This is a genomic window from Endozoicomonas sp. ALE010 (genome assembly GCF_049310165.1).
In the GTDB taxonomy this organism is placed as follows: Bacteria; Pseudomonadota; Gammaproteobacteria; order Pseudomonadales; family Endozoicomonadaceae; genus Endozoicomonas.
Window position 1 is genome coordinate 103,193 of the sequence record NZ_JBLYNV010000005.1, and the last position, 14,168, is coordinate 117,360.

General features: G+C 48.8%; 10 protein-coding genes. 6 read left to right on the plus strand and 4 right to left on the minus strand.

The annotated features are described in order from the left end of the window. Positions 1-99: 99 nt before the first annotated feature. Both ACO6UY_RS04150 and ACO6UY_RS04155 read right to left on the minus strand, forming a co-directional pair. Positions 100-1,698, minus strand: a complete 1,599-nt coding sequence (locus ACO6UY_RS04150) for a GMC family oxidoreductase (RefSeq protein ID WP_422489153.1) — start codon at positions 1,696-1,698, stop codon at positions 100-102. Between the two features lie 191 nt (positions 1,699-1,889). Further along, positions 1,890-2,234: a hypothetical protein gene (locus ACO6UY_RS04155; RefSeq protein ID WP_422460049.1), complete on the minus strand. Its 345-nt coding sequence runs from the start codon at positions 2,232-2,234 to the stop codon at positions 1,890-1,892. Positions 2,235-2,547: 313 nt separating this feature from the next. Between ACO6UY_RS04155 and ACO6UY_RS04160 the strand changes: the two genes are divergently transcribed. From ACO6UY_RS04160 to ACO6UY_RS04170, 3 genes are all read left to right on the plus strand, one after another. After that, positions 2,548-5,247: a hypothetical protein gene (locus ACO6UY_RS04160; RefSeq protein WP_422489155.1), complete on the plus strand. Its 2,700-nt coding sequence runs from the start codon at positions 2,548-2,550 to the stop codon at positions 5,245-5,247. 165 nt (positions 5,248-5,412) lie between these two features. Next, the gene (locus ACO6UY_RS04165) at positions 5,413-6,939 is read left to right on the plus strand and encodes an IucA/IucC family protein (protein ID WP_422489157.1); all 1,527 of its coding nucleotides are present in this window, start codon (positions 5,413-5,415) and stop codon (positions 6,937-6,939) included. Positions 6,940-6,957: 18 nt separating this feature from the next. Beyond that, positions 6,958-7,104, plus strand: coding sequence for a hypothetical protein (locus tag ACO6UY_RS04170; protein WP_422450474.1), 147 nt, complete (start codon positions 6,958-6,960; stop codon positions 7,102-7,104). A gap of 24 nt (positions 7,105-7,128) precedes the next feature. Here ACO6UY_RS04170 and ACO6UY_RS04175 read toward each other — a convergent pair whose 3' ends face one another. Further along, positions 7,129-8,067, minus strand: a complete 939-nt coding sequence (locus ACO6UY_RS04175) for a CNNM domain-containing protein (protein WP_422450473.1) — start codon at positions 8,065-8,067, stop codon at positions 7,129-7,131. Positions 8,068-8,369: 302 nt separating this feature from the next. Here ACO6UY_RS04175 and ACO6UY_RS04180 point away from each other — a divergent pair, with 302 nt between their 5' ends. From ACO6UY_RS04180 to ACO6UY_RS04190, 3 genes are all read left to right on the plus strand, one after another. Further along, complete coding sequence (locus tag ACO6UY_RS04180; RefSeq protein ID WP_422450472.1) at positions 8,370-9,086, plus strand: TetR/AcrR family transcriptional regulator; 717 nt, start codon at positions 8,370-8,372, stop codon at positions 9,084-9,086. A 90-nt stretch (positions 9,087-9,176) separates the two neighbouring features. Continuing rightward, on the plus strand, positions 9,177-10,280 hold the full coding sequence (locus tag ACO6UY_RS04185) for an efflux RND transporter periplasmic adaptor subunit (protein WP_422450471.1): 1,104 nt from the start codon (positions 9,177-9,179) through the stop codon (positions 10,278-10,280). 3 nt (positions 10,281-10,283) lie between these two features. Continuing rightward, positions 10,284-13,373, plus strand: a complete 3,090-nt coding sequence (locus ACO6UY_RS04190) for an efflux RND transporter permease subunit (protein WP_422450470.1) — start codon at positions 10,284-10,286, stop codon at positions 13,371-13,373. A gap of 46 nt (positions 13,374-13,419) precedes the next feature. Here the strand turns inward: ACO6UY_RS04190 and ACO6UY_RS04195 are convergent, their stop codons facing one another. Continuing rightward, positions 13,420-13,986: a cobalamin adenosyltransferase gene (locus tag ACO6UY_RS04195; protein WP_422450469.1), complete on the minus strand. Its 567-nt coding sequence runs from the start codon at positions 13,984-13,986 to the stop codon at positions 13,420-13,422. Between the last annotated feature and the right edge of the window lie 182 nt (positions 13,987-14,168).

Here is a 14,168-nt window from a genome sequence, read left to right on the forward strand (position 1 = left end):
AATGACAGTCTTTGATCGAATGAGGTTGACACCCTGCCTGTGTTAAAGGATAGGGAGGGTGTCTAATGGACCTGAAAAATATAACTTTGAAATAGCCTCCTAGTTTACCCGATCAATATCATGAGCAGCTTTTTCAGCCATCAGGTAAATGGCAAGTATCGGAAAAGTCCCCACATGTCTAGGGAATACTGATGCATCCACAACCCGTAAGTTTTCAATGCCCCGTACACGAAAGTCACTATCCAGCACCGAAAAAGTATCATCAGCTCTGCCGATGGCCACAGTACTGAACGCATGATGAGCCCAGGCACCATCTCTGATTGCCTGTTTGAGTTCCTCATCTGATTGCAACGATCTCCCCGGCCAAACTTCCTGGTATTGCGTTCCATAAGTGGTTTCTGCATTCTGAACAATATCACGCACCAACTTTACGCCCTTGAGAACACCTTCCAGATCAGTCTCACCAGAATTCGGATTTCCACCCAGCTTCAGTGTGTTCTCATTACCATCTTCAAAGTAATGGTAATTAATTGAAGGCCGGTCAAAAGGGCTATCCGTCTTCAGCGTCACAATTCCACCACGATTTTCATTATGGCCCTTCAATACCACCCAGGTGAATCGTTGTGGTTGAAGCCCCACCGCACTGTAGCCATCAAAATAACCAGTAAACTGATTCACCAGGCCAAAGATATGCAGGTCCTCCTCAGGCTTATCCGGTGAAGACTTTGTCAGTATTGACGCAAAGCTCAGATTGGTTGACAACACCGATTTCTCACTCTGTGCATTCAGCGTGGCTGCACCCTTCAAATACGCTACACAGCCTTGACCAAGAAGGTTATTAAAGAAGGACAAACAACGCTCAAACCACCCCAGCCTGGTTGGGGCTTCATATACCATGCCTACTTCATACCGATCCTGAAGATTTCTTCCTACACCCGGTAATGCATGACGCAGGGGAATATTGATATCAGCACGATTAAATACTTCAGGATCACCAATACCGGACAACATCAGCAGTTGCGGTGTATTGTACGCACCGGCTGCCAGAATCACCTCTTTGGCCGCATAGGCTTGATTACGAGTCTGGCCTGAAGCATCCTGATGAGTCTGGTCTGCGGTGTACGCGCCTTCAGCCACTACATACTCAACCCCCGTCGCCTGTTTACTGTCCTGACTATCAAACAGCACCTCTGTCACCAGAGAATTGTACTGAATAACCAGCAACGGACTATCATTGTCATAGTCCCAGAGACCATCATTTTTACACCTGTTTTCGCGCTGACTATCCGACAACCCGTCCGGGTTTAAGGGATCCGCCAAACAGGCGCTTGCCAGGATTCGCTCACGAACACTCGCCCGGAAGCCATCTTTTTGAGCCACAGGCAACACCCACATGCCCTCTTCCTCGTTAGCCAGCGATGCATCTAAAAGGTTATTGTCATTCAGGTTTTCAACAATGGATTTATTACTGTCAAAATTGGGAGGGTTCACAACTGATACTGCAGACTCAACCATCTCTTGAACATATTGACCATGTATATCGTTAACCAGCCAGTCCGCTTCATATTTTTCAATAGAGGCCCAATCATTAAGAATAGGCAGATAGGTACTGTTTATATAGCTGGCCGACCAGGAGTAATCCCCCGTCAATTCAGCTAACGAATCCCAGTCTGAATTTTTTGGCAGCACATTTATCATGGCGTTGTTAGTTGAGGAGCCACCTATCCCGGTGCCTCGAGGATAGAAAATGCCTTCTCGAGAAGTTCCGTCGGGACAATCACAGTTGCCATTGCCTTGAACAATACAGCTGACGCGCCTCTCAGGATTATCATTGATACGACACATCGCATTAGTGTTGCGTGCAGCCTTCGCAGGGTCACTGTAGTGCTCTACATAATAGGACCAACTTTTCCTGGCTTTTCACTGGCAAAAGGATGTGCAGCAGGAATAGTATAGGTTGGATTATTGTCAGCAGGATCGCCACCCACATCGATGAGTAATACTGAATGCCCCAGATGTGCAAGTCGTGATGCCACAGTTCCTCCACCTGAACCCGCACCTACAACAACAAAGTCATACTCTGGCTCTGGCACTTGTTCTGGTAATGGTTCTGGCTCTGATCCACAATAGAAAAATATGCAGTACCATTTGGAAAAAGAAATTGCTTCAGCAGCGCCGGACCAGCTTGAAGTTATAATGGCTAGCAAAAATATACTCAATCTTGTCAGCTTCATCTAAACAGCCCTTTTATTATTTTTATTTTTTTCAATTGTAAGAGCCTGAGCTACTTTTTGACCGAAGAAGGCTGAGCTCAATACTCTGGCTTTGCTCTTCATTCCAATAAGAACAACTCAATCCATGACCGGGTATTATTGAAGAGCAAGTTAAGGATGATACAAAATAATCACAGATAAATCTTCGTCCCGATATGAAAAGACTCTCATCGAAACAAGTGTTTCTCCTTGTAGAAAAAATCGGCATTCGCGTGAACTTTCTATCAACTCCCGGGTCAATATATTCAGTTTCTGCGTTTATCAGGTTGTATCCATGCCCCCTATTCATCCAATGACCTTTACCCCTACAATTCCTCAAATTACATCCGCAGCAGGGGCGCAACCATCCGAATCATCCTCCCAAACTGATCAACCATTGGCAGTAGCCATGGATATACCACAGCCCCCCCATGAGACAACCCCTGATATTGATTATGGTCATATTATTCAGCAAATTATCAGCACATCAAACCTGTCAGGAACCTGGTCACATCAAAGCATTGAACATCTCACTCAATGTTTTGATTTAAAGATCCAGGCCAAAGTTATTACCCTTCTTGAAGACGCATCAGCATTCAGGCAGCTTCAACCATTGCGACAGCAAATTGCCGGGCATCTGGAGTACCTTCGGAATTTTTTCCATGAACATGGCGGGGATGCCAATAGTATTGAAACAGCCATTGCCAACCATGCTGATCAACTGGCGGAGAAAAAAGCTGCCATTGAGAAAAGAAAGCTGATCAGTCACTGGCTTCATTGGGACCAACACGAAGTCGATCAGTTAGCCGCAAGCACTCTGGCAGACACCTATCGGGAGTGCAAAAGTGATAAGCACCTGGGCGATAGCGTCAGGGCCAGGCTCTCTCATCTAATAGAACTTGCTGAAGTACAACCGGAGTTCAGGGAGATGTATACGGTAGACATTGGCTACCAACAGACTCCCTATGAAACCGAGGGGCATTTCCTGATCAAAATCCCCGATGGCAATCATGCACTTGGCTATAGCTTTTTCGACCTGCTCTTCAGCCAGAACCTACTGCATGATATGGAAGCAAATTATGATGGAGAAACCGGATTTTCATTAACTAAAGATCAAATGATCAAACTAAGTGAGCACCTGGAAGAATTAAACAAATGGTATGACGACTTTTTATGTATTGTGGGTGATTTGCTGGGGGTGGATGACAGGATTTCAGAGGATAGCGCTGATCATTTTGTCAGCATCGGAAAAAAATCAATGGCCGAAATTCTCAGAAATCCAATACGTATGACGACAGCGTGTCAACGTTTGATTAGCCCTTTACCACAGGCGCAACCCTGTCTGCTGTTCAATACCCTTTCCATTAATCTTGAGAATCATGATGACAGGGACTTCCTGAAGGACAAGTTTGAATCAATTTACGCAGAACTTGCGATGTATGGTGCTAACGGAGAACCCAAGCAGTTTCTGCGCGGAACCTACAGCACCAATCTGAATGTTGCACAGTTACGTCTCATTTGTCCGCACCTCAATAAATTATTAAAGCTTCAACAATTGCTGAAAGAGGTGACAAGTACCAAAAGCCTGCGCACTGCCATTGACGTATTGAAGGAACTGGGAATAAGCGAACTGGACTCCATAAAAAGTTATAAATCCGCTTTACTCTATGAGATTTACCAACAAATAAAAGGCACCAACAGCCATCCCGCATTACTTTCAATTCAAAACCACTTGACGAATATCCAACACATTTCAGGGATTGAGGAGAAATCGCTGAAACTTTGTCATGACCTTTTACGGCATCACGCAGTGTGCTATTTCAGGAAACCGGCGGATCAACCGGTCATTGACGAGGAGCAACTCTTCGCCATCTATGGCGATAGCGAGAGGGATGTCATGTACGCGGGGAGGCAGCTGCACAGGAATATCCAGGCTCTGTGCCAGACACTCCGGGATTGCCATGCGTATCAGCAATACAAAGCCAGCAACCCCGGTATTGATGGGGCGTTAGCCGCATTGGAAAGAAACTTTATCCAGCGGCTTAATCGCTATTCAGGCATGAGGGATCATGGCTACAGCGGTCGCGGGATGGTTGACGAGTCTGTTGAGTATTTTGAAATGTTTGTCAGCCAGTTATTCTATGCAGAAGTTTATAACCTGACAGACAACTCAATCAGCCATGCCTTGAATAATCTTGTCGCTATAGCTGGCAATGATTTAGAAGGCTGCAACGAAGGTTTTTCAGGCCGGATACAATCGCTGTTACTTCCGTTGATTTCTGGCAGTAACAGCCACATAAAGGATTGTATTCAGCAATTTTTGCAAGACAGCGTTACAGCATCTCTTGCCAGTGCCATCGGACACAGTAGTGAATCCTCCATGGCGGCTCGCTGTCAGGAACAAGTCAATCACTTTACAGGGCTGTCCATCGTCTCCGGGTCGGCTCAGGCTGATGCCTATGAAAACCTCACGCCTGAAAGCCAGCAAACCATTAGCCATCTTTTGCACTCCCACTACACCCCCGTTTCGCTTTACCAACATGTTTATCGTTTTGTATCCGATGAGTTCTGGCGTCTTAATCACGAGAGAAATGATGATGACATTTATCAACTGATGCACTTGCTCGGTTTTGGGGCTGATCAATCATCAGGTGCTGATAATGAGACATACCGAGATCAGATTGATCGACAATACCGGGTAAGGGGTAATGCACTCAATCGCTGGCAATACGCACTCTTTCAGCAGGATCTGCCCAGGCACCTTGTTGGCTATCTGGTTAAAGAGCAATTCATCGACGCTAAAGGTCCGAATGAGAACGATGGCTTATATATCCACCGGGAAGCTTCACAAGGCAGTGATAAAATCATGCAGCCACGTCGCCCGCCTGCAACCGTCGGCACGCAGGAGACCAATCAATTGGAAGCTGACCGTAGATTTGGTTTTCAGCCAGAAAGCAGAATGGCTCAGACTGGATACAGAGTGGAAACATCATAGGATAGAAAGATGATAGCGGCCGCAACAGGTACCCCCTATGTTTACACTGCGCTGACAGAGACGGAAAATCGTTCACTCCCCGGCAATAGTGCGTTATCCGAACGGAACTGCTTATCTCTTGTTGATCAGTTTTTTCAGACTGAAATCCAATCCTGCCGGGAAAAAATGGATAGAAGTCCACTCTGGGATACTTTCAAAGCACTGCCAGATACCTTCCTGGCGTATATATACGCCGAAAAAACCCGGTTGGCGATGGCAGAAGAGAGCCGGCACGTTGTTAATGAAAATCAACAGATCGTTGCCGGGTTTCATCATGGGTATGAAGCCAGCGATGATCAATATCACCCTGGCACTTTCCAGCCGTTTATGATGAAAGGCTACTGGATTCCCTGTTCTGAAGGAAAACTGTTTCAGCTCCGCCAAGGCCATTGTTCAATCACGCGCACGGTCGAAGGTCAGGACCAAATCCTGTATCTGGTACATCCAAAATCCGCAACACTGTTTGCCCCCCTGATATCAAAATATCAGCATACACAGGTTGATGTTCCCGCTTTAGCATTGAGCTCATTCAGAACCTTGTTGATCGCCTTGCCCGCTGGCGGCACAACAGAATTTGCCATGGTCAAAGTCAGCCTGAATGAGGAAATAGGGGGGGTTCGCAGGTTGCTTTATCAAAAAGAGTGTGCAGCCAGCGTAGCGAATTCGTCGGTATTAAAAAATAAACAAACAGAGAAGTTTACGTGTCTGGAAGAAAATTTGTCTTTCGTTCCTGATGCCCACCTGATTGACCCGAAAGAAGAAGCCGTACAGCTATCCGGTGCCGGTATGATCCATAGACCTGTTCCGGAATTATTCACGACTCAAGGCCACTACATTATTCCACTATATGCACTGTTTGGCATAAACAACTGGCCTTTGCTCAATGCCCTGATTGAACAAAGTCAAACAACACCTACTCAGTTTATTACCGGTGCATTACTCAGGCCCATTGCGGAAGAAATGGTTGATCACATTTACAGGCAGCGCTTCTATCTTGAGTTCCATGGCCAGAACGTATTGTTGAAGCTGACCATGGATCACAACGATTTACCCGCTATTGATTTTATCTACCGTGACATGGGCGGCGTTAACTGCCGTCTGGGTGACGTCCAGCTACACCAGCTGCCGGAGCATCTCCGTGGTCATGCCCAGTACTGGGAACCAAACTTTATTCCTGATGCCGCCGTCATAATGGAGGGAATCGCTAAAAAAGTACTGTTCAACCTGACGAAAGTCTTTTTTAAATCAGAACCCACCACCAGGGACCCGGAATTTTGTTGTTGGCGTGCAAAAATGACTGTCTATGGCTACCAGGATAACTGGACACTGCCAGGAGCCGACGGGCGCACAGATAACCATCGAACGCGCCACACCCCAAAGACTTTTTACCGCTATGGGTATTTTGAAAAAATATTTGCCCGGGAATTGCTTGAAGTGATGACCCGCCACGGTATTTTCCTGAACATCAAAAGAAGCTGCCCTGACTATGACTACTCATTTTTTATGGATAAAATAGGCAATATCGATTCCTGTAATACACCCTGCGTAGAGTTTGAATGGTTTTCTGAACTGGTGAAAATGACACTTCCTCACTATTTCCAGCATCAGGATGCATACTCCCGAAGAAAGAATATCAGTGTGGTAAGACCATAGGAGGCTCCTGATACTACTATGCCTGTAACCTCTAAAAGCAATTTCTGCACCTCCTGGAGTGGCGGTAAAGATGCCTGTTTTGCGCTCTGGCAATCCACCCAAAAAGGGCTGACCCCAACCTGCCTGCTGACCATGCTCAACGGTGATAAAGACCAGACCAGTTAACAATATCTGTCGCCTGATGTGAAGTCAGCGCAATAAAGCCTGGTACAACTTTTTCGCGGTGACAATCCGGGTCTGCTCTACCGTCTCTCCCAAAAGCAGGATAATGGATGCCCTGGCCTCCTGAAGCGCTGTCATTGCCTCATGCAATGAGGTTTCCGGTGCCAGATTAATGGTTTTTCTCATAAGCTCTCCCACTGAGATATCTGCCTCTTCATTAACCAGACAACGGGCGATATGCCGATAGAGAACAATACCTGTCGGCTTGCCATCGTTCAGGACCACATAACGCTTACAGGGATACGAGCGAATCGTCGTTTCGACAGAAGCGACGGTTGCCTCGGATAACAGACAGACAGCGGGTATTGAGCGCTCAACAAGCTCAGTCAGCTGGCGCTGATGGGAAGTTAGTACAGCATCGGCCAGTTTTCGCTGACGTTTACCAATCACTCCACGCTTATTGTAATGCTTGATAATACTCCGGAGTTCATCACTGCTTCTGTCTTCTTCAACGGGCTTGGGTAAAAGACGGGTCCAGACCAGGGCTAACAGCAAGACAGGTCTGGTCACTGAATACATAAGATGGATAAAGGGTGAATATCTGGCAACGACCCTATCAGCAATCTGCACTGCCAGCAGCTTGGGCAGAACCTTGGCAAATACCAGCATAAAATAAGCGAGCAGTGCCGTAAAAATAACCATCCAGAGATCGTTAAATTCCCTGGCAGCCAGCGCTCCAAGGAAAGTACTGCCAGAAATACTGATCAGCGTGCTTAACAAAACGATCGCTGACAGGTGCTCTCGCTTTTTCTGAAAGACTTGCTGGATAGCCTTTTTATTGTCGGGCCTTTTGTACAGGATCGTGACCAGCCTTAACTCATCCACCGCCACCAATGATGATTCAAGAAGGGATAGAAAAGCAGTAACAGCGACAATCAGGCATGCAAAAAGAACGACCAGGAGCATCCATACCTCCGGAAAAACAGCAATTAGACAGCAGGCAGTTTAATTGGGGGACCAGTAGCTGGGCAAGCCCGCCCGCCTGTAAAAAGCCTGTAATGTATTGTTTTCGACCACGTTTCTTCTTTATTAATGTCAGCTCTATGCTTATTCAGTGCAACTGAAGCACCGGGCAAAGAGCACCTGATTTGCCAGGAGTGTGGATAACGGTGTACTTATTTTATTCAAAACAAAATTCGAATATAATTCGACTTGTATTCATATAACCCTGCTTTTTAACTCCTGCTCTCCACCACGGTGTATTTTCCATGCCAGCAACCGACAAACGGACACAGAGAGAGATAACTATTATTCAGTCCACCCTGACCATTCTTAAGGAAAAGGGCTTTATGGACCTGAAAATGTCTGAAGTTGCCAAACAAGCCCAGTTTTCAATGGGAACCGTATATTCACACTTCTCCAGCAAGGAAGATCTGTTGCTGGGTTGCGCCATCACTATCTCCAGCACGATGGCGACGGTATTCCATAAAGTGCTCAACAGCCCGGTACCCGCCATGGAACGTCTGCTGACGCTTAATATTGCCATCTGGTTGTCTTATGCCAGACAGCCCCATCACTACTTTCTACGACAACTGGCAATGACCCCGGATATCTGGCAACGGGCATCAACAGGACGGGCACAGGCACTGGACGACATCTACCATAAGATGAGCCAGATGGTTAAAGCACAGATTATTGAGTTAATGGCGGACAACCCGGCAATCACTGACCAGAATCGCGAGAGTGCACTGGCTGATATTTTGATGGGCATCTGGAGTCTGGGCGAAGGTCTGTTCCAGATCAGCATGTCCGGGTTTGGCCTGAAACAACCCTCCGTGCAGAAAGACAAAGGCTTCAGCCTGCTTACTTCCAACCTGGCCAAATACCTGCAGGGCTGGGGATGGAGAGCACCGTTTTCACCATCCATGATTGACAACTGCAAGCTTCAGGCTGAGCAGGTTGTTGCTACCTGTATAAGTAGTTAACCAGCCAGAATTTATCGATTCCAGGAACGCGGTACACATCAAGCATGTCTACCAGATACTTCTACCCAACTGTTTTGGAGCTACCTCAGAATGCATCTCACCCCTTCATCCCGATCATCCATCGCCGTGATGGTGTTAATGACGTTCACCCTGCTGACCGGTTGCGATCAGGAGCAAACCGGTCATAAAGAAGTCATCCGCCCAGTAAAACTCTTTCAGGTAAAAGATCCCCAGCAGCAGCAGTTACGTTATTTTCCAGGCAAGGTAACAGCCACCGAAGAAGCCGAAATATCCTTTCGTATACCCGGACAGATCGACAAGATCGAGGTCAAACAGGGCGATGATATTACTGAAGGACAGGTGCTGGCTTATCTGGATGACCGGGATATCCGCAATGAGCTTCAGGATCGTCAGGCGAATTATGAACTTGCCAAGGCCGAGTTTGAACGCGCCAGCTCCCTGTTAGAAAAGAGAGTGATTTCACAATCGAGCTACGATACGGCCAGTGCCAGACTGAAATCTGCAGAAGCAGCGCTGAAATTAAGCCGGGACAAACTGGCGTATACGACACTGACAGCACCTTTCAGTGGCCGGGTTGCCCAGACTCTGGCCGAAGCGCACCAGCAGGTTCAGGCCCAGCAGCCGGTCCTTATCCTGCAAAGCAGTGACCGGCTCGATATCAGCATCCAGGTACCTGAAAGTATCGTTTCCCATGTCAATGCCAATGCGGTCAACAATGGCTATCAGCCCATCGCTACCTTCCCGGGGGCTCCTGGCAAGGAGTTTCCGGTCAACTATAAAGAACATGCGACACGGGTAACTCCGGGTACCCAGAGTTATGAAGTCATTTTCACCCGGATGGCACCCACCAATATGAACATTCTTCCCGGTATGACCGCCACGGTCATTATTGACCTGGCCCGGGTCATCGATACCCGGGGGCAACCAGGATACGTTCTGGTCCCCATTTCAGCCGTATCCAAAACTGACACTGACAATAAGACGGTGGTCTGGCGTTTTGATCAGGATACCAGTCAGGTTGCCCCTGTCGAAGTGACCACAGGACGTATTACCGAAGCGGGAATTCAGGTTCTGTCAGGCCTCAATACCGGTGACCAGATCGTTACCGCAGGTCTCAGTCAGCTATACGATGGCATGACCGTCAAACCGCTGCACAAGGAACGGGGACTATAAGCCATGAATATTGCCGAATATTCCATATCCCACCGGGTGATCAGCTGGATGTTTGTGGTTATCCTGCTGGTGGGTGGTGCAATGTCGTTTTTTGGGCTGGGTCAGCTGGAGTTCCCTGAGTTCACCATCAAACAGGCCATGGTCATTACCCACTATCCGGGAGCTTCCCCGGAACAGGTGGAAGAAGAAGTGACACTGCCATTGGAAGAAGCCATTCAGCAGATGGAGTATGTCAAACATATCGACTCCATCAGCAGCAATGGCCGTTCCCAGATTATGGTGGAGATGAAAGAACAATACGACAAAGATCAACTGCCCCAGATCTGGGATGAAATGCGCCGTAAGGTCAATGACACCCAGAGTAGTCTGCCGCCCGGCGTCTACGCCTCGGTTGTGGTGGACGACTACAGCGATGTCTATGGCATGCTGTTCAACATTACCGGAGAAGGTTATACCTCCAGGGACCTGGAAAACTACGCCGATTACCTGAAACGTGAGCTGGTGCTGGTTGAAGGGGTCAAGAAAGTCTCCATCGCCGGTGCCCGTCAGGAGCAGGTGGTGGTTGAGATGTCCCAGGCCAAACTGGCTAACCTGGGTATCGATCCAGCCTGGATATTCGCCCTGATCCAGAATCAGAATGTGGTCTCCAATGCCGGTAATATGCTGGTTGAAGGGCGTTCCATACGCATTCATCCCACCGGTGAGTTCAATGACATTCATGAACTGGAACAGCTGATCATCAGCCCGCCGGGGAGCACACAGCTGGTTCGACTCGGCGATATCGCCACCGTTCGTCGAGACTTCGATGAAACACCGGACACACTCTATTCCTCCAATGGCCGCCAGGCTCTGTCACTGGGTATTTCCTTCGCTTCCGGTGTTAACGTGGTGGATATAGGCGACGCTATTCGTCAGCGCATTGATGAGCTTCAGTCCGGGCAACCGGTTGGCATTGAGCTCACCAAAGTATACGACCAACCGGCAACGGTTTCGGAATCCGTCAATGGTTTCCTGATCAACCTGCTGGAATCCATTGCCATTGTTATTGTCGTACTGCTGCTGGCCATGGGCGTACGTGCAGGCCTGTTGATGGGCGCTGTTCTGCTGTTGACCATCCTCGGAACGTTCATTGTTATGAAGGTGATCGGCATTGAGCTCCAGCTGATTTCCCTGGGTGCCCTGATCATTGCCCTGGGGATGCTGGTGGATAACGCCATTGTCGTCACAGAAGGGATTCAGGTCGGTATTCAACGGGGACTCACCCGGTTGCAGGCCGCCAAACAGGTTGTCAGCCAGAACCAGTGGCCCTTGCTGGGTGCCACCGTCATTGCCATTATGGCATTCGCACCTATCGGCCTTTCTGATGATGCCACCGGTGAATTCTGTCTGTCGTTGTTCCAGGTGCTGTTGATCTCCCTGCTCCTGAGCTGGATCACAGCCATCACCCTGACCCCTTTCTTCTGCAACATTCTGTTCAAGAAGGACGAGCTGGCTGCCCGACAGGCGGCGGGTGAATCCATAGATCCTTACCAGGGAGCGCTGTTCACCCTGTATAAACAGTTGCTCGGGTTCTCTCTGGTCCACCGCCCCATCACCATCAGCTTGACGGTTCTGGCGCTGGTGCTGGCGATGATGGGGTTTGGTTCGGTGAAAAATGTCTTTTTCCCGCCATCCAACACGCCGATGTTCTTTGTGGATTTCTGGATGCCGGAGGGCAGTGATGTCCGTGCTACCGAAACAAGGGTGGCAGAGCTTGAGCAACTACTGCTGACCCTCCCCGGCGTAAAAAATGTCACAACGGTGATTGGCCAGGGCGCACAGCGTTTTATTCTTCCTTATATGCCGGAAAAGCAATACAGCAGTTTCGGCCAGCTGATTATCGAGACAGATAACCTGGAAGCCATCACACCGCTGATCCCGACATTGGAAATCCGCCTGACCGAAGACTTCGGTGATGTGGAATATCGGATCAAATACTTACAGAATGGCCCTTCCCCCGCCGCAGAAATTGAAGCCCGTTTCTATGGCGAGGACCCGGAAGTATTACGGTCTCTCGCGGTACAGGCCATCAATGTACTGCGTAACGAACCGATGGCCACGCATATACGACACGGATGGCGTAACCAGGTCAGCCTGATTCGCCCTCACCTGGATGAAGCCAGTGCCCGCCGCAGCGGTATCTCCAAACAGGCGTTGGACGACGCTCTGCTGGTGAACTTCAGCGGCCGTCAGGTTGGCGTCTATCGTGAAGGCAGCCAGTTAATGCCGTTGATTGTCCGCTCTCCGGAATCCGAACGCCTGAATGCCGATAGCATTACCGATCTGCAGGTTTGGAGTGCTGACTATAACAGTTATGTGCCCATCACCCAGGCCATTTCCAGTTTTGATACTGAGTGGGAAAACCCGCTGATCATCCGCCGGGACCGTAAACGCATGATGTCCGTGATGGCTGACCCACAGTTGCTGGGTGATGAAACCGCCGACAGCGTGTTGCGCAAGGTGCGTGCAAACATCGAAGCCATTCCACTACCCGATGGTTACCAGCTGGAATGGGGTGGTGCTCATGAACTGTCTTCTAACGCACAGAGTGCGGTGTTTGCCTCAATACCGCTGGGCTATCTGGGGATGTTTCTGATTACTGTATTCCTGTTTAACACCATACGACAGCCTATAGCTATCTGGTGTACGGTTCCCCTGGCACTGATTGGTGTTGTGGCCGGGCTGCTGGCGCTGAATGCACCGTTCAGTTTTATGGCGCTGCTGGGCCTGCTGAGTCTGTCGGGCATGATCATCAAGAACGGTATCGTTCTGGTGGAACAGATCAAACTGGAGCTGGAAGAAGGCCGGGAAGAACATGAGGCCATATTCCACGCCTCGGTCAGCCGCCTGCGGCCCGTCTGTATGGCCGCCCTGACCACCATGCTGGGCATGATTCCACTGTTGTTTGATGCCTTTTTCAAATCCATGGCCGTGACCATTATCTTCGGTCTGGGCTTTGCTACGGTACTGACACTGATCGTGCTACCGGTGATCTATTCCCTGCTGTACAAGGTTAGCTTTAAAGGGTTCAACTACCGGAATATTGCCTACTGATCCATAGCGATGTCGGCTTCTGACGGAAGCCGACTGATGCCACATTTTATTGTTGTTCTTTTCTGGATGGCGGCTTCAGGTTATAGCTCAAACTCTGGTATTCAGGTTCTACAATGCCGAGTCGGCGATTGATCACCACCGTTAAACGGAAGAACAGATTACAGAGCATATTGCCAAACCGATGTAACTCATCCGGCACCTTAATGCCATGGGCGTCTACCTTGACCAGCGCCCTGACTGCCTTTTTGGAGAGCGAACGACAGCTGTGTAGTAATTGCACGGGACGACCGCCCCTGGGAAGGACAAAACCGTGCAGCAGGCCTTCTATCTCTTGCTGGTAGTGATCAAAGTAACCTGCCAGCCACTGTATCTGCTGTTCAAAAATCGCCTGCTTGCCACGGACTGAACCATTCATATGGAAAATTCTGGGTTGCAGTTGATCCAGGAAATCATAGATATCGACAAACCGCTGATCGCCTTCCAGCTCGCTGATAACACCACCGAGCGTTGCACACAGTTCGTCGGTGATAATTTCATAATCACACAGGGGGGAGTCTTCGTAGATAAATGGGTAGCAGAGTTCGCGGATATCGCCGGAGTATTTTAAAGTCATATTAGAGCCTATCGATTGCAGAACCAGCCTTCTGCACCTCCGTGGGAATGCATTCTAGGAGGCTGACCGAGAATAGACTGCCCTACTGCGGTGGCAGCAAATTGGTCTAAAAATCCGCTTTTGTTCGGCAAATAGCCCCGCTATTCACCTCACAAAACCGAATTTTTATCCTCAATTTTCTG

What these genes read in the sequence shown, in the direction of transcription:
- ACO6UY_RS04165 (WP_422489157.1), top strand. Translation starts at nt 5,413, where the DNA reads ATGGATAGAAGTCCACTCTGGGATACTTTCAAAGCACTGCCAGATACC.
- ACO6UY_RS04155 (WP_422460049.1), bottom strand. Translation starts at nt 2,234, where the DNA reads ATGAAGCTGACAAGATTGAGTATATTTTTGCTAGCCATTATAACTTCA.
- ACO6UY_RS04160 (WP_422489155.1), top strand. Translation starts at nt 2,548, where the DNA reads ATGCCCCCTATTCATCCAATGACCTTTACCCCTACAATTCCTCAAATT.
- ACO6UY_RS04190 (WP_422450470.1), top strand. Translation starts at nt 10,284, where the DNA reads ATGAATATTGCCGAATATTCCATATCCCACCGGGTGATCAGCTGGATG.
- ACO6UY_RS04195 (WP_422450469.1), bottom strand. Translation starts at nt 13,986, where the DNA reads ATGACTTTAAAATACTCCGGCGATATCCGCGAACTCTGCTACCCATTT.
- ACO6UY_RS04150 (WP_422489153.1), bottom strand. Translation starts at nt 1,698, where the DNA reads ATGATAAATGTGCTGCCAAAAAATTCAGACTGGGATTCGTTAGCTGAA.
- ACO6UY_RS04175 (WP_422450473.1), bottom strand. Translation starts at nt 8,067, where the DNA reads ATGCTCCTGGTCGTTCTTTTTGCATGCCTGATTGTCGCTGTTACTGCT.
- ACO6UY_RS04170 (WP_422450474.1), top strand. Translation starts at nt 6,958, where the DNA reads ATGCCTGTAACCTCTAAAAGCAATTTCTGCACCTCCTGGAGTGGCGGT.
- ACO6UY_RS04185 (WP_422450471.1), top strand. Translation starts at nt 9,177, where the DNA reads ATGCATCTCACCCCTTCATCCCGATCATCCATCGCCGTGATGGTGTTA.
- ACO6UY_RS04180 (WP_422450472.1), top strand. Translation starts at nt 8,370, where the DNA reads ATGCCAGCAACCGACAAACGGACACAGAGAGAGATAACTATTATTCAG.